The organism is Pseudomonas sp. A25(2017) (assembly GCF_002001065.1).
Lineage (GTDB): Bacteria > Pseudomonadota > Gammaproteobacteria > Pseudomonadales > Pseudomonadaceae > Aquipseudomonas > Aquipseudomonas kilonensis.
In genome coordinates this window covers 16,859-42,451 of sequence record NZ_MUOA01000090.1, presented here as the reverse complement: position 1 = coordinate 42,451, position 25,593 = coordinate 16,859, and the positions used below count along the sequence as shown (strand labels likewise).

Below are 25,593 nucleotides of genomic sequence, written 5' to 3'. Positions count from 1 at the left end.
TGTGGGAGCAAGGCTTGCCCGCGATGAAGGCGATGCGGTCTCCCTGGGAACCGAGGCGACTGCATCGCGAGCAAGCTTTGCTCCCACAGAGTCGTCGCCACAAGGGCGACGCCCGGCTCAATAGTTACTTAGCGTTTTGCCACCAGCTCTTTCGGCAACTTGAAGGTCCAGAGCATGCCGCCCTGGTTGAAGTCCTTCACGCGCTTGGCCACCTCGCCACCCCACAGCGGCACCGCGCCGCCCCAGCCGGAGACCACGGAGATGTATTGCTCGCCGTCCATTTCCCAGGTGATGGGCGAGCCGAGCACGCCGGAGCCGGTCTGGAATTCCCAGACCTTTTCCCCGGTCTTGGCGTTGAATGCCTGCAGGAACCCTTCAGGCGTGCCGGTGAACACCAGGTTGCCCTTGGTGGTCAGGACCCCACCCCACAGCGGCGCGTAGTTCTTGTGGCGCCAGACTTCCTTGCCGGTCTTGGGGTCGATGGCCCGCAGCACGCCGATGTAGTCCTCGTTCAGCGGCTTGATGGTGAAGCCGGCCCCGAGGAACGCCGCGCCTTTCTTGTAGGCGATGCCTTCGTTCCAGATGTCCATGCCCCATTCGTTGGACGGCACGTAGAACAGGCCAGTGTCCTGGTTGTAGGCCATCGGCATCCAGTTTTTTGCACCGAGGAACGCCGGTGCAACGAACACCGAACTGCCCTTGGCTTCGCTGCCCGGCGCACCCGGACGGCTGGCCTCGTTGTAGATCGGCCGCCCATCCTTGTCCAGGCCAGTGGCCCAGGTGATCTTGTCGACAAACGGGAAGCCGCGGATGAACTTGCCGTTGGTGCGGTCGAGCACATAGAAGAAGCCGTTACGGTCAGCAGTCGCTGCCGCCTTGATGTCCTTGCCGCCTTCCTTGTAGTTGAACGAGATCAGTTCATTGACGCCGTCATAGTCCCAGCCGTCGTGAGGCGTGCTCTGGAAGTGCCACTTGATAGTCCCGTCGTCCGGGTTCAGGGCCAGGCGCGACGACGAATAGAGGTTGTCGCCAGGACGCAGGTGAGAGTTCCACGGGGCCGGGTTGCCGGTGCCGAACAGCAGCAGGTTGGTTTCCGGGTCGTAGTAGCCGCCCAGCCAAGGTGCGGCGCCGCCGGTTTTCCAGAGGTCGCCCGGCCAGGTCTTGCCGGCTTCGCCGCCGGAGATGCCATTCTCGACCGCCTTGCCGTCCTTGTAGACGTAGCCCATGTGGCCTTCCACGGTCGGGCGGGTCCACAGCAGTTCGCCATTTTTCGGGTCGTAGGCGCTGATCTGGCCCACCACGCCGAACTCGCCCCCGGCCACGCCGGTAATCAGCTTGCCGTTCACCACCATGGGCGCGGCGCTGATGGAATAACCTTCCTTGTGGTCGGCCACCTTCTTGCTCCACACCACCTTGCCGGTGTCCTTGTTCAAGGCCACCAGCTTGGCGTCGAGAGTGCCGAAGAACACCAGGTCGCCATACAAGGCCACGCCGCGGTTGATCACGTCGCAGCAAGGGCGGATGTCATCGGGCAGACGCGCATCGTATTGCCACAGCTTCTTGCCGGTGCGTGCATCCACTGCGAATACCCGCGAATAGGAACCGGTGAGGTACATCACCCCGTCCTTGATCATCGGCTGGGCTTGCTGGCCGCGCTGTTTTTCACCGCCAAAGGAGAACGCCCAGACAGGGCGCAGATCCTTGACGTTATTGACATTGAGGGTATCAAGCGGGCTGTAGCGCTGGCCCTGGACACCCAGGCCGTTGGTCACGATCTGTTGCGGGTTTTTCGGGTCCTGGAGAATTTCCTGATCGGTCACGGCTGCAAGGGCCGAACCGGACAGCAGCATGGCACTGAGCAGCAGGCTCACGGCGAAGGGTTGGCGACGTGCGGGATGACTCATGACGGCTACCTCTGCGGTTATTGTTATACCCGGGAATTTTTCCCGGTCTGCCACAGATTCTTGGGCTCGGGGCCGTTGCCAACAATTGCCCGCTGTGTTGAGTTTTCTAGTTCCTTGGTACACATGGGACGGGGGTTGGCAGTGCCTGCCCACATTCCTTGTGGTGTGCACATTCCCTGTGGCGAGGGGATTTATCCCCGCTGGGGCGCGAAGCGGCCCTCTGTCTTTTGCTGACTGTTGGGGTGACTGAACTGGCTCAGGGGCTGCTTCGCAGCCCAGCGGGGATAAATCCCCTCGCCACAGGAGGTGTATTCAGCCAGGGTTGTGGGTGTCCACCCGTTTCATTGCGACGCGTTCGTAGCGCGGATAGAGATGACTGACGCTACGAATCAACTCATACCGACTCAAACTGATCCCGGCAAAGCGCTCGGGAATGGGGCTGCGGATCATCTCGGCCATGTCGTCGCCCCGCGCCGCGCCGTCGCGCAGCAGTTGGTCGAGCCAGCCCAGGTAGTCGCGCATCTGCGCAAAAGGCCCGGCGTCGGTCGCGACCGGGCCGTGGCCGGGCACGATCTGCTTCCAGGCCAAGGCCTGCAAGGTGTCCAAGTCCTGGAGCCAGGCTTCCAGACCGGGGCTGTTCGGGGTGGTCAGGGCCCGTTCGTAAAACACCAGGTCGCCGGCGAACAGCACGCCAGTGGTCTCGTCGAGGACCGCCAGATCAGCCCCGGTGTGGCCGGCCAATGCCAACAGACGCAACGAATGATTGCCCACATTCAACGTCCCGGCCGCCAGCTCCCGGGTCGGCAACACCACCTCGGTGCCGCGCATCCAGTCGCCCACCAGCCGGTACATGTTTTCCGCCAGCGCATCACCCTGTTGCCGCAACAGGTCGGTGGTGCCCGCCAAGGCGCCGATGGGCACGTCGCTGAAGGCCTGGTTGCCCAAGACATGGTCGGGGTGATGATGGGTCAACAAGACCTGGATGACCGGTTTATCGGTGGTCGCGGCAATGGCCTGGCGCAGCGCCTCGCCGTAGCGCTTCGACGGCCCGGTGTCGATCACCACCACGCCGGCATCGGTGACGATGAACGCCGTGTTGACGATGTTGCCGCCGTTGGCCTTGGCAAAATTCTCGGTGCTGCCTTCCAGCAGCCAGGTGCCTTCGGCGATCTGCCGGGGTTTGAGTGCATAGTCCGTCCCGGCCCACGTCGGCCAGCCCAGGCTCAGGAACATCAGCAACAACCAGCGCATGGCGCGCTCCTTGTGGTCAGGGAATCGCCGCCTCGAACGTATTGCCGCTGTTGTCGCGCAGCAGTAGGCGGGTCTGGCCCGGGCCTCGGATGTCGAAGCCCAGGTTGGGGTTTTCGCTGACGGCCGGGAACAGCTCCAGGCGCGCCAGCACCTGGCCGTCGGCGTCCAGCAGTTGCGCCTGGTTGAGGAAAAACTCCGGGATACCGCTCACCAGGCCGTTATCCATCGGATGGGCCACCTGCAGGCGCAGGCGGCTCGAATCGCCCCGGGGATAGCGGGCGCCCAGCACCTCGCCCAAGTGTTCCTCCCAACCCGGCTGGGTGCGCACCACGCTGGGGGCGGTGCAGCCGCCACCCGCCGCGTCGATCAGGGTCGAACCGACGTGCCACAGGCCATCGCGGGTCTGCACGGCGGCGCGCAACGGCGTGGCTTGCTCGATGCGAATGCGGATCGACAGCCAGGGCAGCACTCGCTCCCCCGGTTGGAAGTCGACGATTTTCGGCAACGGGTTCAGTTCGGCCCAGGCCAGCACCCGCACGACGTCGCCGGTGAAGGCCCGGGCATCGATTTCCAGTGGCACCTGGCGTGCGTCTTCGGCAAAGGGTGGTGCCAGCAGCCGCACCCGGTCGTCAAACACGAACGGCGCATCCGCGAGCAATTGCTTGTGATAAAAGGCCCACATCACCGACGGCACCGGATCTTTTCCTGGCTCGACCGCCGCCCACGTGGTCATCGGCAGGCCACACCACAGCAGGCACCACATCGCCCATTTCATCCCGGTGCTCCTATTGATACATCTCCGGCACTTCGTAACGCAGGCCGTAATGGGCATAGACGGTCTTGACGCTGCCGTCGCGGATCAAGCCTTCCAGCGCCTCTTCCACCGCATAGGCCAGCTGACGATTGCTTTCATGCACCGCCATGCCGATTTCCCAGCGTTGCTTGCCCATGTTCGGGTAGGCGTTTTCCGCCAGCGCCAGTTGCGGATCAGCCGCCTCGTGCACTTGCCAATCGACCTCACCGCGCATGGCCATGACGGCGTCCACCTCCCCGGCCTGCATGGCCTTGAAGGCCTGGCTGACACCGGGGTAATGGTGGGTCCTGGTCCGGAGCATGCCGTTGAACACCGACGTCAGGTAGAACGACGGCACGCTGTCGACTTCAACGCCAATGGGGTGCTGCTGGAACACCGCGACACTGCCCACCGAATCCAACCGGCGCCGGTCGTACGCCACCTGCCAGCACTCCTGCTGATAAGGTCCGAACATCACCACCTGGGCGTTTGCCAGTTCGCCGATGTCGTTGCGCTTTTGCGCATAGTCGTGGTCGTAAGGCACGCGCATCATCAGGTCGGCCAATTGCCGCTCGTGCAACGGACTGCTACGCCAGATGTAATCGCGCAGGTCGTCATCGAGTTTTTCTCCCGGCGGTGCCCACATCAATCGCAGGCGCACGCCAAGCGCTTTGGCCAGGGCCTGGGCCAATTCCACGTCCACGCCCCTGGGTTGGCCGTGGTCCTCGAAACTGTAGGGCGCGAAGTCCTTGTAGACCGCGACCTTCAACTCCCCGGCGGCGATCATCTGGTCGTAACTGCGCACCTGCGCCTGCACCGCCTGCCCCCACAGGAGCAGGCTGCACATTACCCACGCGAACAGGCGCATGGCCGTCACTCCTCGACGTGCACGCTGTCGAGATAGGTGCGCACCGCCCATAAGGCTTCCTGGCTCAGGTAGTCGGCCATTTTCGGCATGTAGACCCGACCGTCGCGCACCGCACCGTGACGTACGCGCTCGACAAACCACTCATCACCGACTTCGGCGGCGTCGAGCATGCGCAGGTCCGGGGCGATCCCGCCGGACTTGGCTTCCAGGCCATGGCAGGCCGCACAGTTCTGGTTGTAGGCCGAGGCACCGATTTCCACGGCTTTTTCACGCTCGGGGGAGTTGCGATACGGGTTCTGGGCAGCCCACCCATCAGCGTCCAACGGCAAGTTGGCGTCCTTGATCGGGGTCAGTCCCTTGGTTTCCACTGCCTGGGGCACTACGTTGCCATGGGCCCATGCGGAGCCTGCGCCGGTCAGCCCCATCAGCAGTGCGGTAGCGATGATGGCGTTGCGTTTTGTTGTCATTGTTATGCCCTCTGGATTGCACGCAAGACCTCTTTGCGGAGGCCGTGCCGTCATCTTAGGAACCCCCTGGCACAAGCCGAATGCTGCTTTGGTGGCCGGGGTCTAGTTCCTTGGTAGCAGGCCATCCGACGCAGGTCGTAAAGACAGGCGGTTCGGGAAGTCTTCCCGGCAAGGGCGGGACTTTTTCCGTATCGGCCAGGCCTTGGCGCGACTCACCCTAGTCAGGCCAAAACCTTTCACTGGGAACTGCCACCATGAGAATAAAAACGCTACCCGCCCTCTCCTCCCTGACCGTTGCCTTGCTGCTCGCCAGCAGTCTGTCGCTGAGCCCCTTGGCCCGCGCCGCAGCCCCAGGCGTCAGTTGGGAAGACATCGCCAACGACCACCTGACCACCCAGGACGTGCTGCAATACGGCATGGGCACCAACGCCCAGCGCTGGAGCCCGCTGGCCCAGGTCAACGACAAGAACGTGTTCAAGCTGACCCCGGCTTGGTCCTACTCATTCGGCGACGAGAAGCAGCGTGGCCAGGAGTCCCAGGCCATCGTCAGCGACGGCGTGGTGTACGTCACCGGCTCGTACTCGCGGGTGTTCGCTCTCGACGCCAAGACCGGCAAGCGCCTGTGGACCTACAACCACCGGCTGCCGGACAACATTCGCCCGTGCTGCGACGTGGTCAACCGCGGCGCGGCCATCTACGGCGACAAGATTTACTTCGGCACCCTTGACGCGCGAGTCGTCGCCCTGGATAAAAACACCGGCAAGGTGGTGTGGAACAAGAAGTTCGGCGACCACGCCGGCGGCTACACCATGACCGGCGCCCCGGTGCTGATCAAGGACAAGACCAGCGGCAAGGTCCTGTTGATCCATGGCAGTTCCGGCGACGAGTTCGGTGTGGTCGGGCAACTGTTCGCCCGCGACCCGGACACCGGCGAAGAAGTCTGGATGCGCCCGTTTGTCGAAGGCCACATGGGCCGCCTCAACGGCAAGGACAGCACCCCGACCGGCGACGTCAAGGCACCCTCCTGGCCTGACGACAAGACCACTGAAACCGGCAAGGTCGAAGCCTGGAGCCACGGCGGCGGCGCACCTTGGCAGAGCGCCAGTTTCGATCCCGAGACCAACACCATCATCGTCGGCGCGGGCAACCCCGGCCCGTGGAACACCTGGGCGCGCACGTCCAAGGACGGCAACCCTCACGATTACGACAGCCTCTACACCTCCGGCCAGGTCGGCGTCGACCCAAGCACTGGCGAAGTGAAATGGTTCTACCAACACACGCCCAACGACGCCTGGGACTTCTCCGGCAACAACGAGCTGGTGCTGTTCGACTACAAGGACAAGGACGGCAAGGTGGTCAAAGCCACCGCCCACGCCGACCGCAACGGTTTCTTCTACGTGGTGGACCGCAACAACGGCAAGCTGCAGAACGCCTTCCCCTTCGTCGACAACATCACCTGGGCCAGCCACATCGACCTCAAGACCGGTCGCCCGGTGGAAAACCCCGGCCAGCGGCCGGCCAAGCCATTGCCCGGTGAAACCAAGGGCAAACCGGTGGAAGTCTCGCCACCCTTCCTCGGCGGCAAGAACTGGAACCCCATGGCCTACAGCCAGGACACCGGCCTGTTCTACGTCCCCGGCAACCAGTGGAAAGAGGAATACTGGACCGAGGAAGTGAACTACAAGAAAGGCTCGGCCTACCTGGGCATGGGCTTTCGCATCAAGCGCATGTACGACGATCACGTCGGCAGCCTGCGGGCGATGAACCCCACCACCGGCAAGGTGGTCTGGGAGCACAAGGAGCCGCTGCCGCTGTGGGCCGGCGTGCTGGCGACCAAGGGCAACCTGGTGTTCACCGGCACCGGCGACGGCTTCTTCAAGGCCTTCGACGCCAAGACCGGCAAGGAGCTGTGGAAATTCCAGACCGGCAGCGGCATCGTCTCCCCGCCCATCACGTGGGAGCAGGACGGCGAGCAATTCATCGGCGTGACCGTCGGCTACGGCGGCGCCGTGCCGTTGTGGGGCGGCGACATGGCCGAACTGACCAAGCCGGTGGCCCAGGGTGGTTCGTTCTGGGTGTTCAAGATTCCGAGTTGGGATAAGGCAACGGCGCAGAAATAGCCTGAACCTGACCCACACCACAATCCCCTGTGGGAGCGGGCTTGCTCGCGAAAGCGGTGGTTCAGTTGATATGGATTTTGACTGTGCCAACGTCTTCGCGAGCAAGCCCGCTCCCACAATTGCCCGAGTTCATGCCATGAAACTATTGCTATTGCTGCTTCTGTTCATCGGCGCCGTTGCCCATGCCGACGACGCTGACACCCCTCTGACAATCAACGGCTGCCTCATCGCCGAATCCAGCCAATGCCCCGGCGCCAACCTGCGCGGTGCGAAACTGGCCAACCAGGACCTGCGCAAAATGAACCTCAGCGGGGCCGATCTGCGCGATGCTGATCTGCGGCACGCGCGGCTGGACCTGGCCAACCTTGAGAAAGCCCAGCTACAGGGCGCCAACCTGACCCGTGCCAGCCTGCAACAAAGCAACCTGCGCCTGGCAGACTTCAGCGGCGCCACGCTCAAGGCGATCCAGGGTTGGGGCCTGTTCGCCCAGGGCGCGCAATTCCAGCGTGCCGACTTGACGGCGGCCTACCTGCAATTTGCCCGCTTGTCCGGCGCCCGCTTGCACGAGGCCAACCTGCAGGCGGCAGACCTGGAAATGGCCTGGCTGAGCAAGGCCGACCTCAAGGGCGCCGACCTGCGCGACGCCAACCTGCAGGAAGCCAAGCTCGGCGAAAGCAACCTGGAACAGGCCAACCTGAGCGGTTCTCGCCAGCATTACGGGAATTTCCAGGATGCGAATATGCAAGGCTGTACCGGGTGCCCAACGTCCTGGGATCAGTGAAGGCCCTGGATCACACAAACCCCTGTGGCGAGGGGATTTATCCCCGCTGGGCTGCGAAGCGGCCCTAAAACCAGACAACTCGGTATGCGAAATAGATCTAGGGGGCCGCTTCGCGCCCCAGCGGGGATAAATCCCCTCGCCACAGTGGATCGTCATCGCCTGGGAATGAGAATTTTCACCCCGCCACCCGCACCACCCCCATGTCGATCCCCAAGTGCACCAGCTCGGCATGGGAACTGACCTGCAACTTGCTCTTGAGCAGCGTCAGGTGGTTGGACACGGTCTTGGCGCTGATGCACAGCTGTTCGGCAATGGTACGGGCGGGTGTGCCCTTGGCGAGCATGACGAAGATCTCCAGCTCCCGTTGGGTCATGCATTGCAGGCGCGGGTCGACATCCTGGCGCGAGCTGGTGCAGGCCAGTTGCGTGGCCAGGGATTGCTCGATGTAGACATGCCCGGCCAGCACTCGCCGCACCGCGTCCACCAGCACCTGGGGTGCCGAATTCTTGGTCAGGTAGCCCGCAGCGCCAGCGTCCAAGGCCTGGCGCACCAAGGGCAATTCATCGTGCATGCTGAAGAACAACACCCGCAGTTGCGGCAGGCGCTGGCGTAGGCGGCGGGTGGTTTCCAAGCCACTGATACCGGGCAGGCCGAAGTCCATGATCACCAGATGCGGCACCTGCTCCTGCACCTGGCTCAACGCCTCCTCACCGGTGGCTGCTTCGCGGACCTGCAAGTCCGGCATCAACACCCGCAAAAGGCTGGCATAGCCCTGCCGAACCACCGCATGGTCGTCCACCAATAAAATGTTCATCACGCCTCCAGGGCAATATTCAAGGCCAGCGCCCAACCGGCGCCAGGCTGGCTGATGATGCGCAGCTCACCGCCCAGGCTGCGCGCCCGCTCGGACATCGAGTGCAAGCCAACACCGGCGCGCGATGGTTGCGTCGCTCCGCAACCGTTGTCGCGCACCAGCAACCGCAGGCGCCCGGCGCGGTGTTGCAGGCGAATCCGCACCTGCGTGGCGCCGGCATGCCGGGCGACGTTGGTCAACGCTTCCTGCAACAAACGATACAAGTGAGTCTTGTCCGGACCGGACAAGGGCGGCAGCGTTTTGTCGATCCACACCTGACAGGTGATGCCCTGGCTGGCCTGCCATTGCCCGGCCAACAGCCTGATGGCCTCGCACAACGGCAGGTGCTGCAACACCACTGGGTACAAGTCATGCACCAGTGCCCGGAAACCCAATTGCAAATGCTCGCAATGCTCTTCGAGCTGGCTGACGGTCTGCTCCAGCGCCGGCGGTTGATCCATCACCAACCGCAGCAGGCAGGCGCGGGCACGAATGCCGGCCACGTATTGGCCCAGATCGTCGTGCAGGGCCTGGGCCAGTTGGGTGCGCTCCTGTTCCTGCACGGCCAACAAGGCCTGGGTAAGCCGGGCGTTATCGGCCTGGGCCTCGGCCAGGGCGGCGGTCATGCGATTGAAATGCCCCGCCAACTGCTGCGCCTCCGGGACACCCTCAGTGCCCAGGCGCACCTGCAGGTTCCCGGCTGACACCTGACGCAATGCATCCAGCAACTCATCGAGCAAACGCATGCCCTGGCGTACCCCCCAGCGAATCACCAACAGGCTGAGCGACAGCGCCAGGGCGCAGACGTACAACAGTTGCACCAAGGAATCGAGAATCTCATCGATTTCATCGCGAGGGTCGACGGCAATCCAGGCCCGCCGACCGTCCGGCAAATCCACCACCTGAGCCGCAGGGCCGTCATCGAGTAACCGGCGGCCGAGCCAGGCCTTCATCCCGGCTTCATCCGCCGGGAACAGTTGTCCAGGGGCCAGCCAACGGACCCGCACATGCCGCAGGCTGCCGGTCAATCGCGGCTGGAGACTGGCCGGATCACGCTCGGCGGTTTCGCGCAGGTAATGCACCACCGACTCGGCCGATTGCAGCTCGCGTTTCACATCGGCCGTGGCCTGGTGCAACAACAGGACCGCACAGGCCAGGGTGACCAGGGCGAAAAAAGCACAAACCCAGAGGTTGATGCGCCAGAGGGCTGACATGTTTAGTGACCCATTTCCGGAACGAGCTCGCAGTTTGTATGCACGCCACAGATCCCTTGTGGGAGCGGGCTTGCTCGCGAAAGCGGTGGGTCAGCTTGCATAGGTATCGACAGTACTGCCGCCTTCGCGAGCAAGCCCGCTCCCACATGGGGTTGTGGGTGTTTGCTGGTTTTGTGCTTGCCAGGTAACCGATCAACGCCAACTAAACTCAGGATCAGCAGAAACGGCAGCAGCAGCGCTTTGAGAATCCGCATGGTCTGTCCCCTCCTGGTCAATGACGATGCCTTGCATGCTAAAACCCCAGCCGCCAAGGTGAGTTACTACCTTGGTACTGCACCGGCGGTACTTTCTGCATATTTCCCCATGCCCCTGGGCTTTCTATGCTGGCGCTACCTGCAATGGAGGATGTCATGCGCCGGCTCGTCAGTTACGCCCTGGTTTCTCTGCTGGCAGCGGCAACCGCTCACGCGGGCGATGCCACGCCGCTGCAAGTGCGCATCGGCTACCTGGGTTACCGTCCCGATCCGGGCCCGTTGCTGTCCAACGTCATTGCCGAACCGGCCGATGCCGGGTTGCGCGGCGCTGAACTGGCGATCGTCGACAGCAACAGCACCGGGCGTTTCCTCAAGCATGACTACCGCCTGGAAAGCGCCAGCGTCGACACGCCCGAAGCGCTGCTCCAGGCCGCCCGGGCCCAACACGACCAGGGCTTGCGGTTGTTCGTGGTCAACGCACCAGCCGCCAGCCTGCGCCAACTCAGCGCCGCCCTGCCCGACAGCCTGCTGTTCAACGCCGGCAGCCCCGACGACAGCCTGCGCACCACCGATTGCCTGGGCAACGTGCTGCACAGCCTGCCCGACCGCGCCATGCTCGCCGATGCCCTGGTGCAGTTCAGCGTCGTGCGCAAATGGCAGCGGGCGTTGCTGATCGTCGGCCAGACGCCCGAGGACCAGGCCTACGCCGCCGCATTACGCCGGGCCATGAAACGCTTCGGCATGAAGATCGTCGCCGAGAAGACCTGGCAGTTCGACAACGACCAGCGCCGCAGCGCCCAGGCCGACATGCCGCTGTTCACCCAGACCGCCGAGTACGACGTGGTGCTGGTGGCCGACGAGCGCGGTGATTTCGGTGAATACCTGCCCTACCAGACCTGGTACCCACGCCCGGTAGCCGGCACCCAAGGGCTGACCCCCACCGGCTGGCACAAGACCGTGGAAACCTACGGCGCAGCGCAACTGCAAAAACGCTTTGAAGCCCTGGCCGGACGCTGGATGAACGACCGCGATTTCGCCGCCTGGATCGCCGTGCGCAGCATCGCCAGCGCCGTGAGCAAATTGCGTCAGGACGACCCACTCGCCATTCGCCAACTGGCCCTCAGCGACCAGTTGCCCCTGGACGGTTTCAAGGGTCGCAAGCTCAGCTACCGGCTCTGGAACGGCCAGTTGCGCCAACCCATTGCGCTGGTCCAGCCACGGGCACTGGTGAGCACCTCACCCCAGGACGGTTTTCTGCACCCTTCCAATGAAATGGACAGCCTGGGTTACGACCAGCCCGAAGTGAGCTGCCGTTACCCCTGATCGATAACAACAATAAGGAAACCGCCATGCGCCGCTCCCTGATTCACCCGGCCCGGCTCTGCCCGACCCGGTTATGCAAAGCCCTCGCCCTGGGCGCGGCATTGCTCGCCGCTGGCCCCTGCGCCGCCGCCAGCATCGCCTGGGTCTCCAACGAGAAGGACAACAGCCTGAGCCTGATCGACATGCAGAGCCTGGAAGTCATCGAGACCCTGCCGGTCGGCCAGCGCCCCCGGGGCCTGCTGCTGTCCCACGACAATCGCCTGCTGTACATCTGCGCCAGCGACTCGGACCGGGTCCAGGTGATGGACGTCGCCACCCGCAAGATCATCAAGGAACTGCCCTCCGGCAAGGACCCCGAGCAGTTCGCCCTGCACCCCAACGACCGCTGGCTCTACGTGTCCAACGAAGACGATGCCCTGGTCACGGTGATCGACACCCAAACGTCCGAAGTACTGGGCCAGATCGGCGTGGGTGTCGAGCCCGAAGGCATGGCCGTCAGCCCCGACGGCAAGTGGGCGGTCAACACCAGTGAAACCACGAACATGCTGCACTGGATCGACACCAGCACCCAGACCCTGGCCGACAACACCCTGGTGGACCAGCGGCCACGTTTCGTCGAGTTCAATCGCGACGGTACGCAGCTCTGGGCCTCGGCGGAGATCGGCGGCACGTTGACCGTGCTCGACGTGGCGACGCGCAAGATCCTCAAGACCCTGACGTTCCAGATCAAGGGCGTGCATCCAGACAAGGTCCAACCGGTGGGCATCAAGCTCAGCGCCGACGGCAAGCTGGCGTTCGTCGCCCTGGGCCCGGCCAACCATGTGGCGGTGATCGACGCCAACACCTTCGAAGTACTGGATTACCTGCTGGTGGGCCGGCGGGTCTGGCAACTGGCGTTCACCCCGGACCAGAAACAGCTGCTGGCGACCAACGGCGTCAGCGGCGATGTCTCAGTGATCGATGTAGAGAGCCGTAAGGTCCTGAAGTCGGTGAAAGTCGGGCGCTACCCTTGGGGCGTGGTGGTCACGCCATGAACGCCCTGGAGGTCAGCGACTTGAGCTTTGCCTATGGCGCCCGCGAAGCCCTCAAGCAGATGAGTTTCAGCTTGCCGGCCGGACGTTTCGCCGCGCTGCTGGGACCCAACGGCGCTGGCAAGTCGACGCTGATCGCTCTGCTCACGCGCCTGTACGACCTGCAACGTGGCGAGATCCGCATCGGTGGTCATTCCCTGCAGAAATCACCAAGACCGGCCCTGCGCCAGTTGGGCGTGGTGTTCCAACAGAGCACCCTGGACCTGGACCTGAGCATTGAACAGAACCTGCGCTATCACCTGGCGTTGCACGGATTTTCGCGGCGCCAGGGCAGCGCCCGCATCGACGCCGAACTGACCCGCCAGCACCTGACCGAGCGCCGCCATGAACGGGTGCGCGACCTCAACGGTGGCCATCGACGCCGGGTTGAGATCGCCCGCGCGCTCCTCCACGAACCACGCCTATTGCTGCTCGACGAACCCAGCGTCGGCCTTGATCCGGCCAGCCGACTCGCCCTGGGCCTGCACATCCGGCAACTGTGCAGCGAGCAAGGCATCAGCGTGCTCTGGACCACTCACTTGCTCGATGAAGTCCAGCCCAGCGACGACCTGTTGATCGTGCACCAGGGCCGCCTGGTCGCCAGCGGACAGGCCGACGCGGTGAGCCTGGAACACGGCGGCAGCCTCGGCTCGGCCTTCACCCACTTGACCGCCTCGGGGGTCCGGCCATGAATGCGTACTGGCAATGTTTCAGCGGCATCGTGACGCGCGAATGGCTGCGCTTCGTGTTGCAACGCACACGACTGCTCAGCGCTCTGGTACGGCCCCTGCTGTGGCTGCTGGTGTTCGCCGCCGGTTTTCGCGCGGCATTGGGCATCGCGATCATCGCGCCCTACGACACCTACATTCCCTACGAGGTGTACATCGTGCCCGGGCTGGCCTGCATGATCCTGTTGTTCAACGGTATGCAGGGCTCGCTGTCGATGGTCTACGACCGGGAGATGGGCAGCATGCGCGTGTTGCTCACCAGTCCCCTGCCCCGGGCGTTCCTGCTGGCGAGCAAGTTGTTGGCGACGTCGTTGATCTCGCTGTTGCAGGTCTATGCCTTTCTCGCCATCGCCTGGCTGTACGGCATCCAGCCACCGGCCATGGGCCTGCTGCTGGCCCTGCCGGCCCTGTTGCTGGTGGCCCTGATGCTCAGCGCCCTGGGCTTGCTGCTGTCCAATGCCATCCGGCAACTGGAGAACTTCGCCGGGGTGATGAATTTCGTGATTTTCCCGATGTTCTTTCTGTCTTCAGCGCTGTACCCACTGTGGAAAATGCAGGAAGCCAGCCCTTGGCTGTACTGGCTCTGCGCGGTCAGCCCGTTCACCCATGGCGTGGAGTTGGTGCGTTTTGCGCTGTACGAGCAGTTCAACCTGCTGGCGATGACGGTGTGCGTGGGGTTGACCCTGGTGTTTGCGCTGCTGGCGGTGTGGACGTTCAATCCGCAGCATGCGGCGTTACGCAAGGCCGGCAGCTAACGCCTCATTGCACAGACAATCTGTGGGAGCAAAGCTTGCTCGCGATGGCGGCGGCTCATCCAGAATTGATGCCGACTGGCACACCATTATCGCGAGCAAGCTTTGCTCCCACAGGGTTCGGTGCATGTTCTCCATTTCGCGCGGGTCTTTAGCACTCAAATTACTACTTTAGTACTGGTTTTCCTGTCTATGGTCGCATTCACAAGACCTCGACCCTGGCATGTAATGGGCGCATAACAAAAAGGATAAATCCTATGCCCCGTTTACTGGCGATCCTCTTGCTGGGCCTGGCGCTGAATGTCGCGCAGGCCGATACCACGCTGTTTTCAGCGCAGGGTTATCGCATCGCCCAATACCGCAGCCCGACGCCCGCCACCGTCGACGGCGCCCAGACCCTCGACACCCAGGCCCTGCAACGTCTGCTTGGTCAAGCCCAGCCTCCGGTGCTGATCGACGTTTATCGTCGGCCGTGGCTCCAGGGGCGTTTCATCGACAACGAATCCCACGCCAACCTTCCTGGCAGCCTATGGCTGGCCAATACCGGTGACGGCGACCTCGATCCGACCTGGCAGGACTACTTCAGCCATCACCTGCGCACGGCCACCGGCGGGCGGTTGGATTCGCCGTTGGTCTTTTATTGCCGCGCCGATTGCTGGCTGAGCTGGAACGCGGTAAAACGCGCCGCCGCCATGGGCTATAACCATGTGTACTGGTATCGCGATGGCCTCGATGCCTGGGAGGCGGCCAACCTGCCCCTGCAAGCGGCCCGGCCCGAACCCTTTCCCTGATCTTGCAAGAAGTGCGTGCAACTGCCCTGCCCCACACGACAATAACGAGGTGAATGGCCATGTATAAAATCCTGATAGCCGACGATCACCCACTGTTTCGCGAAGCCATCCACAACGTCATCAGCGACGGTTTTCCTGGCAGCGAGGTCATGGAGACCGCCGACCTGGACAGTGCCCTGGCCTTGACCGCCGAGCACGACGACCTGGACCTGATCCTGCTGGACCTGAACATGCCCGGCATGCACGGGCTCAATGGCCTGATCAACCTGCGCAACGAGGCACCGACCATCCCCGTGGTGATTGTCTCCGCCGAGCAGGACAAGCAGGTGGTGCTGCAAGCCATCACCTATGGTGCGGTGGGTTTCATCACCAAATCCTCGCCACGCTCGCAGATGACCGACGCCATCGAACAAATCCTCAACGGCAACGTGTACCTGCCGCCCGACATCATTCGCACGCAAAAAAGCCCGATGGGCCGGCGCCTCAATGAAAACCCGAGTTTCCCGCCGGAAATGCTCCAGGCCTTGACCCGCAAGCAACTGCTGGTACTCGAACGCATGACCAAGGGCGAGTCGAACAAACAGATCGCCTACACCCTGGACATCGCCGAAACCACGGTCAAGGCCCACGTCTCGGCGATCCTGCGCAAACTCAACGTGCACAACCGGGTACAGGCGATCCTCAGTGCCGGGGATATTGATTTCGGGGCTTATTTGCGGCGTTGATCAACCGGCACAAATCCCTGTGGCGAGGGGATTTATCCCCGCTGGGCTGCGAAGCAGCCCCCTGGATCTATCTGGCATACCGAGTTGTCTGGTCTTAGGGCCGCTTCGCGCCCCAGCGGGGATAAATCCCCTCGCCACAACAGCGTTCGACTTAATGCCCCTGGGTCTGGCCTAGCAGATGACTCATCGCAATCTTCAGCTTCATCGGCCGCACCGGCTTGTGCATCAGGGTGTGCCCGCGTTCGCGGATCTGCTGCTTGAGCTCGTTGCTGTAGTTGGCGGTGATCATCATGGCCGGGATCGGTGAGGCCCGGCGGGCGTTGATCCGGGCCACCGCATCGACGCCGTTCTGATCGTTGTCCAGGTGATAATCGGCGATCAACAAGTCGGCCTCGGCGTGGTAGTTGTCCACCTGGCGGGCCAGGTCTTGCTCCGACAACGCCGTCACTACCTGGCAACCCCAGCCCTCCAGCAACGTACGCATGCCAGCGCAGATCGCCGCATCGTTATCCAGCACCCAGACCCGCGCCCCACGCAGGCGTTCGAGCATCGGCTCGCTCATGTCCAGGCACGGCAACGGCTTGGGCGCGGTGGCGCTCAGCGGCACGTCGATAGAGAACATCGAGCCCTTGCCCGGCCAGGAGCGCACCTGGATCCGGTGCCCGAGGATCCCGGCGATTTTCTCGACAATCGCCAGGCCCAGGCCCAACCCACGGTCCTGGTTCGGCCGCTGCACGTCGCCGCGTTTGAACTCCTGGAATATTTCCTCCAGGCGGTTCTCGGCAATGCCGATGCCGCTGTCCAAGACCTGGATCGACACGCGCTGGCGGTGCCGCCGACAACCCAGCACCACCCGGCCGCTGGGGGTGTAGCGAATGGCGTTGCTCAGCAGGTTGCGCAAGATCCGAGCGAGCAGTTGCATGTCGCTGCGCACCAGCACCGAACAACCGACAAAGTGCAGCGCCAGCCCTTCGCTGCGGGCGATCTGGGCGTATTCGGCGGCCAGGTTGTCGAGCAGCTCGCTGAGGGCGAACGGCGCGACATCGGCCTTGATCACCCCCGCGTCCAGCTTGGAGATGTCCACCAGGGTGCCCAACAGGTTCTCCACGTCCTGCAGCGAATGGCTGACGTTGCGCACCAGTTGCGCGTTGGCAACCGGCTCGCGGCGCTCGAGCAAGGCACTGGTGAACAGCCGGGCGGCGTTGAGCGGTTGCAGCAGATCATGGCTGACCGCTGCGAGAAACTTGGTCTTCGACAGGTTGGCCTGCTCGGCCTCGCGCTTGGCCTCCCGCAGGCGCAACTCCACCCGGCTGCGCTCGTCGATTTCGCGCAGCAATTGGTCGTTGAGCGTGGTGAGTTCGGCGGTGCGTTCCTGGACCCGCTGTTCCAGGTTCTGGTAGGCCTGGTGCAGCGCTTCGGCGGTGCGCCGGCGTTCGGTGATGTCGCGGATCAGCACGAAAATCCCCACCACTTCGCCGTTGGCCAAGCGGTTGGGTACATAGGAGCGCAGCATGTAGCGTTCCTGGCTGTTGATGTTGGTCTCGGCGAATTCGAAGGTGACGCTCTCACCCGCCAACGCCCGCGCCACGTAGGCTTCCAGGCGCTGGTAATGCTGCTCGCTATGGGCTTCGCGCAGGCTCTGGCCGAGCATCACGCCACGGGGCCAGCAGTACCACTGCTCGTAGACCTTGTTGGTGAATTCATAGACCAGGTCGGCGTTGAGGTAGGCGATCAGCGCTGGCACATGGTCGGTGATCAGGCGAATCCAGCGTTCGCTTTCGCTCAGCGCCTCGGCGTGCTGGTAGCGTTCGGTGATGTCGGTGAAGGTGTTGACGTAGCCACCCGTGGGCAATGGATGTGTACGGATCTCCAGGACCCGGCCATCCGACAGGCGCTGCTCGGATTCGTGGATCAGCCGGCCGTTGCTGTCGCGACTGGCTGGGGTCAGCAGTTGCAACTCACTGTCGGCAATCACTTCATTGAACGGCCGGTGGGCCGCTACCGGTGCCAGGCCACTGAGTTCGAGGAAGCGTCGGTTCCACAGCTCCAGCACGCCTTGGGCGTTGACCATCGCCACACCCTGGGACAGGTTGTCCACCGCCCGCTGCAACAGGTGGGATTTCTGCGCGATGGCCTGCTCGCGGCGCACGGTTTCACTGAGCTTGACGTCGGTGATATCGGTGAACAGGATGACCCGGCCGCCCTCCTGGGTCGGCCGCTCGCTGACTTGCAACCAGCGCCCGTTCTGCAAGCGATACAGCACGTGCTCATCGGCCTGGCCCCGGGGCTCTTCGCTGAACAGCCCGTTGGCGGTCATCAAGCGCTTGACCTCGGAAAGACGCATGCCGGCGCTGATGCGCACCCGGCTGTTGGCCCAGAAGGCCTTGAAGCGGCTGTTGAACAGGACAATGCGTTGCTGCTCGTCGAACAGCACAAACGCATCGGAGATGCTTTCGATGGCGTCGATCAGGTGCCGGTGGGCGGTTTCCGCCCGCAGCCGCGCCTCGCCCAGCAAGTGATTGCCGGCCTTGAGTTCAGCCATGGCCTGGTTCAGCGCATCAGTGCGCTCGCGCACCTGCTCGGCCAGCACCACCGAGTGCTGGAACGCCGCATACGGGTCGTTGCCCCGGGTGACGCCGGACTCCACCCGCTCGATCAGCGCCTCATTGATGCGCCGCAACTTGCGGTTTTCATGCTGCAGGGCAGCGAGCTGGGCCTGCAGCTCAGCGATGGCCGGGGACGCGATGTCGGGCAATGGCAACTCCGGTGAACGTCTGGTTGATGTGCATGCCATTGAACTGTTCTCCATAGGTGTTGAACCCCATCACCCGTTTTTCGCGCAGGAACTGGCCGATCTGCTCCAGGCCGCCGCGATCTTCCAGCTCCAGGCGCCTGAGGAAGCAATCGCAGCCGATGGTCAGCAACAGGTCACCGAGGCGTGCCTGCAAACCGTCAAACAGCGTTTGCAGGTTGTGCAGCAAGGGCCCGGGGGTCATGGCCGTGAGAACGATGCCGTTCTCCACCGCACAGTAGAAACTCAGGCTCAGGTCCGAATGCACCTGCTGGATCGCCCGCACGTAGTACTGGTCGTTGATGCGCACCGCCAGTGGATGGGCGGCGAAGACCCGGTAGTCGAGGGCGCTCACCGGCACGCCGATGTGCCGGGCGTATTCTTCGGCGGCAGGTTCGGCGTTGAGCTCGTAGACCCGTCGCGAAGCGCTGTCGGCGCCGGTCACCACCAGTTTCTCCTCCCGGGGCAGGATGTGATGGGTGGTGAAGACTTCGAATTCCAGCCAGGTGTTGATCAACACCACCACCGCCGCGCCACAGTGGAACTGGCCTTCGAAATACACGTGGGTGTGGGTCAGGTAGTTGTCATCGCCGGCCGACCCGCCGAAATGCGGGATATCCCCCAGCGCAGCGCTCAAGGCCGCCAGGACCATTTCCTCGCGGCTGGACAGGCCATCGAGCAGGGTCAAGGCGAAACTGTGGCCCTTGATCGGCGCCAAGGCGTTGCTGCGACAGCCGCTCGCCAGACGCTCGACCATTTGCTGGGCGTCGATCAGGCTGAAGTGCTCCATTTCGCCGATCAGTTCGGCGGCGATGGAAAAGTGCCGGTGATCGAACCCCACCGCCGTCACACAGTTGCGACCATAACCTTGCGCGGTGATTTCACCGGCACTGGTACAGCCCACCAGGCGAATCCCGCCGAAACTCTGGGACAGCGCCTGGCCCAGGGCCGGCAGGTCGTATTCGGCGGAACAGAAAAACAGCACGAAGCCCAGGTGCGGGTGCAACAACTGCCGCGCCAACGCCTGGGCCACCTGCTGGACGTCCGTCGCCTGGGACATGGCGCTCACCACACCTTCGCTCTGGGCCTGCTGCATCTTCGCCTCCGACGGGTGCGTGATAGGAGCCCTGAGTGTACGAAGCTGCGCCGGCTCCACGAATGCTACTTGGGTAGCGGGTGGCCGCTTCCATGGGATGAGATTGCTCCCTCTATGTGGGAGCAAGGCTTGCCCGCGATAGAGGCGATGCGGTCTGGCAGAATCGAGGCGCCTGTTTCGCGAGCAAGCTTTGCTCCCACAAGCGCCCCCGCCACAAGCGTGGTTTGCCGAACAGGCAATATCAGTGACTCATCGGCGCCATGGCACTCGCCTGCCCCAGCAGTTTCTGGTCGATGTCTTCCAGGCGCAGCACTCGGCCGCCGGTGTCGCTGGCGAGTTTTTGTGCCGCCTGGGGGTCGGAGAACGAGGCCAGGACAACGCCCATGGCGCCTTTAAGCCCGCTGCCAATGACGAAGTAGGCGGTCCGGGCGTCGATCAGGTGGGCGTCATCCGGCGTGTCCCAATGGCTGCGGCCCATGTCGTGGACATACAGCTTGACGTCGGCCCGATGGTTTTCCGGCTGCAACCACCAGCCCAGCATCTCCGCCGGCGAGCAGAATTTCTTCACGCCCCCTGCCCCGACCGCCGCGCCCTTGGGCCCGGGGAAGTCAGTGATGACCATGCCGCACGCATGGCACTCGTCACTGGGATGGAACGCCAGCGCCGCCTCGCTGGCCGCCGGTGGTTCGGCCTTGCCGCAGGCCGCCAGTGCCAGGCACATCAACACCGCGCCCCAAAGGCGACCGGCCTTGAAATACACCCTGTTCATCGTTGCATGCTCCCTTATCAAGATTGAAATTCACGGGCACCGGCGATTGAACAGCCGATAGGCCAACCACAACGGCACCGCCATCCACAGGCCCAGGCACAGCCAGAGCAAAGGCGCCGACACCGGCAGGTCGCTGCCCAAGGTCAGCACCGCGGCGCCGCTGGAGGTGGCATCGAACCCGGACAGGTTGATCAGCCGATACACGTCGGTAGGGTTGAACAGCAGCAGCCAGGGCAACAGTTCCGGGCTGAAGCGCCCTTCGCTCAGCACCAGCAACGCCAGCAAGGCCAGGTCGAACACCAGCACGAAGAAAAACCAGACCCCCAGCGCCAATCCGGCCGCGGTGGATTTCTCTGCCGACAAGCTGCTCAGCACATACGCCAAGCCGAGGAACACCCAGCCCAGCAGCGTGCTCGATACCATGAACCGACCGAAGGCCCAGAGCAGCAGGCTCAACTGGACATCGTCCACCCACAGGGCGATGGCCAGCATCGCGCAGCCAAAACCGATGAAGGTGGCCAGGGCCAGGATCAAGCCGTGCCCGACAAACTTGCCCAGCAGCAATTGGCCACGGCCCAACGGGTAGGTCAGCAACAGCAGCAAGGTGCCGCTCTCGTCCTCGCCGACAATCGCGTCATAGGCCAGCAGCAAGGCAATCAGCGGCATCAGGAAGGTCGCCAGGCTGGACAGGCTCGCCACCGTGGCCGGCACCGAGGTGAACCCCAGTTGACCGGACGCCGCCGCGCCGAGCCAGGCGATGCCGATCGCCAACACCGCGAACAACAGACTGATCGCCAACAACCAGCGATTGCGCAGGCCATCGCTGAATTCCTTGCGGGCCATGTTCCAGACCGGATTCATAGGCGGGTCTCCTCGGCCGCGGCACGGACCATGTAATGCCGGTACAAATCCTCCAGCGACGGCGGCTTGATCTCGACATCCGACGGATCATCCTGGGCCAGTAACTGGCGCAGCAATTTAAGCTTGCTGCCATCCGGCGCGGACACCTGCACCCCTTCGACGCCCCAGCCCTGGGTGGCGTGCCCTTCGCTGCGCCAATGCTGGCGAAGCCAGTCGGCCCGCGACAGGCCCGAGGCGCGGATCAGCGTCGGCAACCCAGCGTCCTCGCGCAGCCGGGCCAGGCTGCCCAGGGCCAACAGACGCCCCCGGGTGAGAATCGCGGCGCGGTTGATGTGCGCTTCCACGCCAGGCAAGACGTGAGAACAGAGAATGATGCTGGTGCCCTGCCAACGCAGGCGGTCGAGCAACTGATAGAGGTCCTGGGTAGCGATAGGGTCGAGGCCCACGGTCGGTTCATCCAGCAACAACAGGCGCGGTTGGCCGAGCAGCGCCTGGGCCAGACCGAGACGCTGGCGCATGCCCTTGGAATACGTTTTCACGCGCCGTGTCGCGGCAGCCGCCAGCCCAACCTCTTCCAGCAAACGCTGCACCTGCTCCGGTGCAGCGCCTTTGAGCCGGGCAAAATGGCGCAAGGTTTCCAGCCCACTCAACTGCGGATAGAACATCACGTTCTCGGGCAGATAACCGAGCATCTGCCGCACCCTCGGGTCGCTGGGCGCGCGACCGAAGACACGCACCTCGCCCTCGCTGGCTTGCAGCAAACCGAGGATCAGCTTCATGGTGGTGGTCTTGCCCGCGCCGTTGTGCCCGAACAGCCCGAGCACCTCGCCCTGGGCCAGGTTCAAGTCCAGCCCGCGCAGCACGGCGACATCGCCATAGTACTGGCTGACGCCTTCGATCTCGACGACGTTCAAGACGCGTCCTCCTGGGCACTGTTGCGTGGCGGGGGTTGGACAGGCGTTTCCATCAGCGGATGACTGTCCATCACCCCGGGGGATTTCATCACCGGGAAGGCTCGCTGCACCCAACGCAGCAGTTCGATTCCCGGGCTGTTCATCAACAAGCGCACCTGGGGGTACAGCCACAGCAGGCGATCGACGTTGTCGTTGGGTTCATAGGCGACATCGCCCAAGCCGTCGCCGTTGCGATCCCAGCCCAGGTAGTCGCTCCAGTAATTGCCGCGGCCATCCACCGACCATTCCTGCAACCGCGTGGCCACGTATTTGACCTGGCGCTGGTTGTGGACGAAGGCATTGCCGGCGATGCGGTTATCCTCCGAGCCGGCCGTCAGGTGGATGCCCACGGCGCTGCGCTCGAAATGATTGCCTTCGATACGGTTGAACAATGAGTTGTAGATGAACAGGGCCTTGCCCTCGGCGCCGCTGATCATGGTGTCGCCGGTGGACCCGTCGCGCACGTCGGTGACGAAGTTGTCGCGCAGGGTCGAATAGGTGATGTAGTTCATCAGGATCCCGTAGTTCTGATCCTGTTCGGAGCGATTGCCGATGACCGTCAGTTGGCGGCTTTGCATCAAGGCATAACCGGTGCGGGTACGCCGGGTGACGTTATCCAGCAGGCGATTATCGTTGGCGAACATGTAATGCACGCCGTAGCGCAGGTCCTCCAGGACATTGCCCTGGAGCAGGTTGCCGCTGGAGGTGTCGATGTAGATGCCGTCGCGGGTTTCGCGCACCTGGTTACCGATAACCCGGGCGCCGTGTACGGCATACAAATGGATGCCATTGCCACGGTCCTGGGAACGCAGGCTGGGGTCGCCCTGGATGCGGTTGTCGATCAGGCTGACGTCCCGCGTGCCATCGACCCAGATACCGAAGCCCTGGCCCTGCATCCGGTTGCCACGCACCACCGCTCCTTGGGCAACCGGCTGGATGAACACGGCGGCGTTCATGGCCGTCAGGTCGTGGCCCCAGTCCAGGAAGGTACAGCCCTGGACCTGGACGTTCGGGGCGCGAATGATCAGCCCATTGCCCTCGCCCTGCCCTTGGAATACCGCTTCCGGCGCACACGTGAGGGTCATGGGCTGGTCGATGCTGAACGAGCCCCGGTACTGGCCCGCAGGCAGGCGCCATTGCTGGTCGCCCTCGGCCTGCAAAGGCAAATCGGTGATCGGCTGCGGCGCACCGAGCGCGCCGCCCGACAGCAGGCAGAACACCAGGGCAATGACCGCTCGACGAACGTTTGGATGCTGCATATTCCCGGTCATTGCGCCTGTCTCCCTCGTGAATGACTCAGGCCTTTTCAACCAGCATGCGCCCGACCATTTCCATGTGCAGGGCGTGGCAGAACCAGCTGCAGTAGTACCAGTGCAAACCGGCCTTGTCGGCGGTGAAAGTGATCGATGAGGTCTGTTGCGGGCTGATCTCCATGCTCGCGCCGTGGTTGGTCATGACAAAGCCGTGGGACACGTCTTCGATCTGGTCGATGTTGGTGATAGTCACCGTCACCTCGTTGCCTTGCTTGACGGTGAACTCCGTCAGGCCGTAGGCCGGCGCCATCGAGGTCATGTACACCCGCACCTTGTTGCCGTCGCGGATGACCTTGTTGTCGGTTTCCAGGTTGATGCCGTCCTTCTTCGCCAGCTCCACGGTGCCGGCGAAGAACGGATCGTTGCGGCTCCAGATTTTCTGGGTCTTGATCTGGTCACGCCGGGCGAGAATGCAGTCGTGCGGTTCGGCGAACGCCGGGCCGTCGTGCACCAGCTTCATTTCTTCACCGGAAATGTCGATCAACTGATCGTTTTCCGGGTGCAATGGGCCGGTGGGCAGGAAGCGGTCCTTGGAGAATTTGCACAACACCACCAGCCACTTGCCGTCCGCCTCGCTGGTTTCGGTGAGGGACGCATGGTTGTGGCCAGGCTGGTACTGGACGTCGAGTTTCTGCTTGATGTAGTTGACCTTCTCGCCCTTGTAGGCACGGATGGCCTCGTCCATGTTCCACTTCACCACCTGGCTGTCGATGAACAGGGTCGTATAGGCATTGCCGCGCCCGTCGAACGTGGTGTGCAGCGGCCCGAGCCCCAGTTCCGGCTCGGCGACGATCACTTCGCGGGGGTCCTTGAAGCGGTCCGCGAACAAATCGTCCAGGCGGTCGATGGCGATCATCGAGACCGTGGGCGACAGCTTGCCGTTGGCGATGAAGTATTTGCCGTCCGACGAGGTATTGAGCCCGTGGGGGTTCTTCGGCACGGGAATGTAGCGGGTGAATTCGGAGTCCTTGCCATCGGTCTTGCGGCCATCGACCACCGGCACCTTGGAGCCGTCCAGGTTGATGAACTTGCCGGCCTTGATCGCCGCCTCGATCCGCGGGATGTTGAACACCACCACCCAGTCGCGCTCGTTGCGCATCATGCCGCCCAGGTCGTAGGCTTTCTCGGAGTTGTAGCAGGTGCTGGCAGCGTATTTGCCGGTGTAGTCAGCGTCGGAGTTGTCCAGGTTGCCGTCGACGATCACCTGGAAAGCCATTTCCATTTTCTCGGCATCGATGGCGTTGAACATCGTGAAGCTGTTTTTGTCCTGCAGGTCGAAGGTATGGCCGTCGTTGGGGTGCGGGATCACAAACTCAGCGTTGGCAAACACGTACTTGGTGTACGGCACCTTTTGCAGGCGCAGGCCGTGGATGGCTTGCACGTTGGGCACGGTGAGGATCTTGTCGCACTTCATGATGTCCAGGCGAATGCGCGCGACCCGGGAGTTGGCCTTGTCGTTGATGAACAGGTATTTGCCGTCGTACTTGCCGTCGGTCATGGAGATGTGCGGGTGGTGGCAATCGCCGTTCTGGTACTTGGCGCTATCGCCCAGGATGCGCTTGCTTTCGTTGGTCAGGCCCCAACCGGTGGCCGAGTCGACGTTGAACACCGGGATGCGCATCAGCTCACGCATCGATGGCACCCCCAGCACCCGCACCTCGCCCTGGTGGCCGCCGCTCCAGAAACCGTAGTATTCGTCCAGCTCCCCAGGCCCGACGTGAACCTTGGACTTGGCCTCCTTGGCCGCCGCCGCCCAGGACTCACGGGTGAACGTCCCGGCCCCCAGCGCCGTCGCGCCGGCCAGTACCGCACCGGTTACCGCGCCAGTGCCGAGAAAACTGCGCCGGCTGACACCCCTGGGTTCTTCCACCGAGCCCGGGGTTTGGTTTTTTTTGTCGCTCATGCTGTGTGCTCCA

22 protein-coding genes are annotated in these 25,593 nt (G+C 63.3%); 8 read left to right on the top strand and 14 right to left on the bottom strand.

What is annotated here, in order from left to right:
- Positions 1-128 precede the first annotated feature (128 nt).
- From B0E42_RS23820 to pedF, 5 genes are all read right to left on the bottom strand, one after another.
- Positions 129-1,904, bottom strand: a complete 1,776-nt coding sequence (locus B0E42_RS23820) for a PQQ-dependent methanol/ethanol family dehydrogenase (RefSeq protein ID WP_077507839.1) — start codon at positions 1,902-1,904, stop codon at positions 129-131.
- A 312-nt stretch (positions 1,905-2,216) separates the two neighbouring features.
- Positions 2,217-3,155 (bottom strand): quinoprotein relay system zinc metallohydrolase 1, encoded by a 939-nt coding sequence (locus tag B0E42_RS23815; protein WP_077507836.1) that lies wholly within the window; start codon positions 3,153-3,155, stop codon positions 2,217-2,219.
- 16 nt (positions 3,156-3,171) lie between these two features.
- Positions 3,172-3,930 carry a quinoprotein dehydrogenase-associated SoxYZ-like carrier gene (locus tag B0E42_RS23810; RefSeq protein ID WP_018604057.1) on the bottom strand — a complete coding sequence of 253 codons (759 nt, stop codon included), beginning with the start codon at positions 3,928-3,930 and terminating at the stop codon, positions 3,172-3,174.
- A 10-nt stretch (positions 3,931-3,940) separates the two neighbouring features.
- On the bottom strand, positions 3,941-4,816 hold the full coding sequence (locus B0E42_RS23805) for an ABC transporter substrate-binding protein (protein WP_018604056.1): 876 nt from the start codon (positions 4,814-4,816) through the stop codon (positions 3,941-3,943).
- A 5-nt stretch (positions 4,817-4,821) separates the two neighbouring features.
- The gene (gene pedF / locus B0E42_RS23800; protein ID WP_018604055.1) at positions 4,822-5,283 is read right to left on the bottom strand and encodes a cytochrome c-550 PedF; all 462 of its coding nucleotides are present in this window, start codon (positions 5,281-5,283) and stop codon (positions 4,822-4,824) included.
- A 254-nt stretch (positions 5,284-5,537) separates the two neighbouring features.
- Between pedF and exaA the strand changes: the two genes are divergently transcribed.
- Both exaA and B0E42_RS23790 read left to right on the top strand, forming a co-directional pair.
- Entirely contained in the window at positions 5,538-7,403 is a 1,866-nt protein-coding gene (gene exaA / locus B0E42_RS23795) for a quinoprotein ethanol dehydrogenase (RefSeq protein ID WP_033062536.1), read from the top strand.
- Positions 7,404-7,539: 136 nt separating this feature from the next.
- A complete protein-coding gene (locus B0E42_RS23790; protein ID WP_077507833.1) occupies positions 7,540-8,184 on the top strand; it encodes a pentapeptide repeat-containing protein in 645 nt (214 codons plus the stop codon).
- 175 nt (positions 8,185-8,359) lie between these two features.
- Here the strand turns inward: B0E42_RS23790 and B0E42_RS23785 are convergent, their stop codons facing one another.
- Both B0E42_RS23785 and B0E42_RS23780 read right to left on the bottom strand, forming a co-directional pair.
- Entirely contained in the window at positions 8,360-8,998 is a 639-nt protein-coding gene (locus B0E42_RS23785) for a response regulator transcription factor (RefSeq protein WP_018604052.1), read from the bottom strand.
- Positions 8,998-10,251 (bottom strand): ATP-binding protein, encoded by a 1,254-nt coding sequence (locus B0E42_RS23780; protein WP_077507831.1) that lies wholly within the window; start codon positions 10,249-10,251, stop codon positions 8,998-9,000. Before B0E42_RS23780 ends, B0E42_RS23785 begins: the two co-directional genes overlap by 1 nt.
- A 410-nt stretch (positions 10,252-10,661) precedes the next feature.
- Here B0E42_RS23780 and B0E42_RS23770 point away from each other — a divergent pair, with 410 nt between their 5' ends.
- The 6 genes from B0E42_RS23770 (at position 10,662) to B0E42_RS23745 (ending at position 15,894) form a co-directional block, all read left to right on the top strand.
- Entirely contained in the window at positions 10,662-11,828 is a 1,167-nt protein-coding gene (locus B0E42_RS23770) for an ABC transporter substrate-binding protein (RefSeq protein WP_018604049.1), read from the top strand.
- A 26-nt stretch (positions 11,829-11,854) separates the two neighbouring features.
- Positions 11,855-12,862 (top strand): YVTN family beta-propeller repeat protein, encoded by a 1,008-nt coding sequence (locus B0E42_RS23765; RefSeq protein WP_053179746.1) that lies wholly within the window; start codon positions 11,855-11,857, stop codon positions 12,860-12,862.
- Positions 12,859-13,590, top strand: coding sequence for an ABC transporter ATP-binding protein (locus tag B0E42_RS23760; RefSeq protein WP_077507828.1), 732 nt, complete (start codon positions 12,859-12,861; stop codon positions 13,588-13,590). The genes B0E42_RS23765 and B0E42_RS23760 overlap by 4 nt, the downstream gene beginning before the upstream one ends.
- Entirely contained in the window at positions 13,587-14,381 is a 795-nt protein-coding gene (locus B0E42_RS23755; RefSeq protein ID WP_077507825.1) for an ABC transporter permease, read from the top strand. The genes B0E42_RS23760 and B0E42_RS23755 overlap by 4 nt, the downstream gene beginning before the upstream one ends.
- A 254-nt stretch (positions 14,382-14,635) precedes the next feature.
- Positions 14,636-15,169 (top strand): PQQ-dependent catabolism-associated CXXCW motif protein, encoded by a 534-nt coding sequence (locus B0E42_RS23750; protein ID WP_077507822.1) that lies wholly within the window; start codon positions 14,636-14,638, stop codon positions 15,167-15,169.
- Between the two features lie 59 nt (positions 15,170-15,228).
- On the top strand, positions 15,229-15,894 hold the full coding sequence (locus tag B0E42_RS23745) for a response regulator transcription factor (protein WP_053179947.1): 666 nt from the start codon (positions 15,229-15,231) through the stop codon (positions 15,892-15,894).
- Positions 15,895-16,045: 151 nt separating this feature from the next.
- Here B0E42_RS23745 and nahK read toward each other — a convergent pair whose 3' ends face one another.
- The 7 genes from nahK to nosZ form a co-directional block, all read right to left on the bottom strand.
- A complete protein-coding gene (gene nahK, locus B0E42_RS23740) occupies positions 16,046-18,688 on the bottom strand; it encodes a hybrid sensor histidine kinase/response regulator NahK/ErcS' (protein ID WP_077507819.1) in 2,643 nt (880 codons plus the stop codon).
- On the bottom strand, positions 18,618-19,781 hold the full coding sequence (gene nosP / locus B0E42_RS23735) for a nitric oxide-sensing protein NosP (RefSeq protein WP_077507816.1): 1,164 nt from the start codon (positions 19,779-19,781) through the stop codon (positions 18,618-18,620). Before nosP ends, nahK begins: the two co-directional genes overlap by 71 nt.
- Positions 19,782-20,022: 241 nt before the next feature.
- A complete protein-coding gene (locus B0E42_RS23730; RefSeq protein WP_077507813.1) occupies positions 20,023-20,550 on the bottom strand; it encodes a nitrous oxide reductase accessory protein NosL in 528 nt (175 codons plus the stop codon).
- 30 nt (positions 20,551-20,580) lie between these two features.
- Positions 20,581-21,411, bottom strand: a complete 831-nt coding sequence (locus B0E42_RS23725) for an ABC transporter permease (RefSeq protein WP_053179736.1) — start codon at positions 21,409-21,411, stop codon at positions 20,581-20,583.
- On the bottom strand, positions 21,408-22,325 hold the full coding sequence (locus tag B0E42_RS23720; RefSeq protein WP_077507810.1) for an ABC transporter ATP-binding protein: 918 nt from the start codon (positions 22,323-22,325) through the stop codon (positions 21,408-21,410). Before B0E42_RS23720 ends, B0E42_RS23725 begins: the two co-directional genes overlap by 4 nt.
- Positions 22,322-23,635 carry a nitrous oxide reductase family maturation protein NosD gene (locus B0E42_RS23715; protein ID WP_077507807.1) on the bottom strand — a complete coding sequence of 438 codons (1,314 nt, stop codon included), beginning with the start codon at positions 23,633-23,635 and terminating at the stop codon, positions 22,322-22,324. Before B0E42_RS23715 ends, B0E42_RS23720 begins: the two co-directional genes overlap by 4 nt.
- Before the next feature lie 25 nt (positions 23,636-23,660).
- Positions 23,661-25,580, bottom strand: a complete 1,920-nt coding sequence (gene nosZ / locus B0E42_RS23710; protein ID WP_024617190.1) for a TAT-dependent nitrous-oxide reductase — start codon at positions 25,578-25,580, stop codon at positions 23,661-23,663.
- Positions 25,581-25,593 lie beyond the last annotated feature (13 nt).

Coding starts and splice junctions, on each gene's coding strand:
- B0E42_RS23820 (WP_077507839.1), bottom strand. CDS start 1,904: ATGAGTCATCCCGCACGTCGCCAACCCTTCGCCGTGAGCCTGCTGCTC.
- B0E42_RS23815 (WP_077507836.1), bottom strand. CDS start 3,155: ATGCGCTGGTTGTTGCTGATGTTCCTGAGCCTGGGCTGGCCGACGTGG.
- B0E42_RS23810 (WP_018604057.1), bottom strand. CDS start 3,930: ATGAAATGGGCGATGTGGTGCCTGCTGTGGTGTGGCCTGCCGATGACC.
- B0E42_RS23805 (WP_018604056.1), bottom strand. CDS start 4,816: ATGCGCCTGTTCGCGTGGGTAATGTGCAGCCTGCTCCTGTGGGGGCAG.
- pedF (WP_018604055.1), bottom strand. CDS start 5,283: ATGACAACAAAACGCAACGCCATCATCGCTACCGCACTGCTGATGGGG.
- exaA (WP_033062536.1), top strand. CDS start 5,538: ATGAGAATAAAAACGCTACCCGCCCTCTCCTCCCTGACCGTTGCCTTG.
- B0E42_RS23790 (WP_077507833.1), top strand. CDS start 7,540: ATGAAACTATTGCTATTGCTGCTTCTGTTCATCGGCGCCGTTGCCCAT.
- B0E42_RS23785 (WP_018604052.1), bottom strand. CDS start 8,998: ATGAACATTTTATTGGTGGACGACCATGCGGTGGTTCGGCAGGGCTAT.
- B0E42_RS23780 (WP_077507831.1), bottom strand. CDS start 10,251: ATGTCAGCCCTCTGGCGCATCAACCTCTGGGTTTGTGCTTTTTTCGCC.
- B0E42_RS23770 (WP_018604049.1), top strand. CDS start 10,662: ATGCGCCGGCTCGTCAGTTACGCCCTGGTTTCTCTGCTGGCAGCGGCA.
- B0E42_RS23765 (WP_053179746.1), top strand. CDS start 11,855: ATGCGCCGCTCCCTGATTCACCCGGCCCGGCTCTGCCCGACCCGGTTA.
- B0E42_RS23760 (WP_077507828.1), top strand. CDS start 12,859: ATGAACGCCCTGGAGGTCAGCGACTTGAGCTTTGCCTATGGCGCCCGC.
- B0E42_RS23755 (WP_077507825.1), top strand. CDS start 13,587: ATGAATGCGTACTGGCAATGTTTCAGCGGCATCGTGACGCGCGAATGG.
- B0E42_RS23750 (WP_077507822.1), top strand. CDS start 14,636: ATGCCCCGTTTACTGGCGATCCTCTTGCTGGGCCTGGCGCTGAATGTC.
- B0E42_RS23745 (WP_053179947.1), top strand. CDS start 15,229: ATGTATAAAATCCTGATAGCCGACGATCACCCACTGTTTCGCGAAGCC.
- nahK (WP_077507819.1), bottom strand. CDS start 18,688: ATGGCATGCACATCAACCAGACGTTCACCGGAGTTGCCATTGCCCGAC.
- nosP (WP_077507816.1), bottom strand. CDS start 19,781: ATGCAGCAGGCCCAGAGCGAAGGTGTGGTGAGCGCCATGTCCCAGGCG.
- B0E42_RS23730 (WP_077507813.1), bottom strand. CDS start 20,550: ATGAACAGGGTGTATTTCAAGGCCGGTCGCCTTTGGGGCGCGGTGTTG.
- B0E42_RS23725 (WP_053179736.1), bottom strand. CDS start 21,411: ATGAATCCGGTCTGGAACATGGCCCGCAAGGAATTCAGCGATGGCCTG.
- B0E42_RS23715 (WP_077507807.1), bottom strand. CDS start 23,635: ATGACCGGGAATATGCAGCATCCAAACGTTCGTCGAGCGGTCATTGCC.
- nosZ (WP_024617190.1), bottom strand. CDS start 25,580: ATGAGCGACAAAAAAAACCAAACCCCGGGCTCGGTGGAAGAACCCAGG.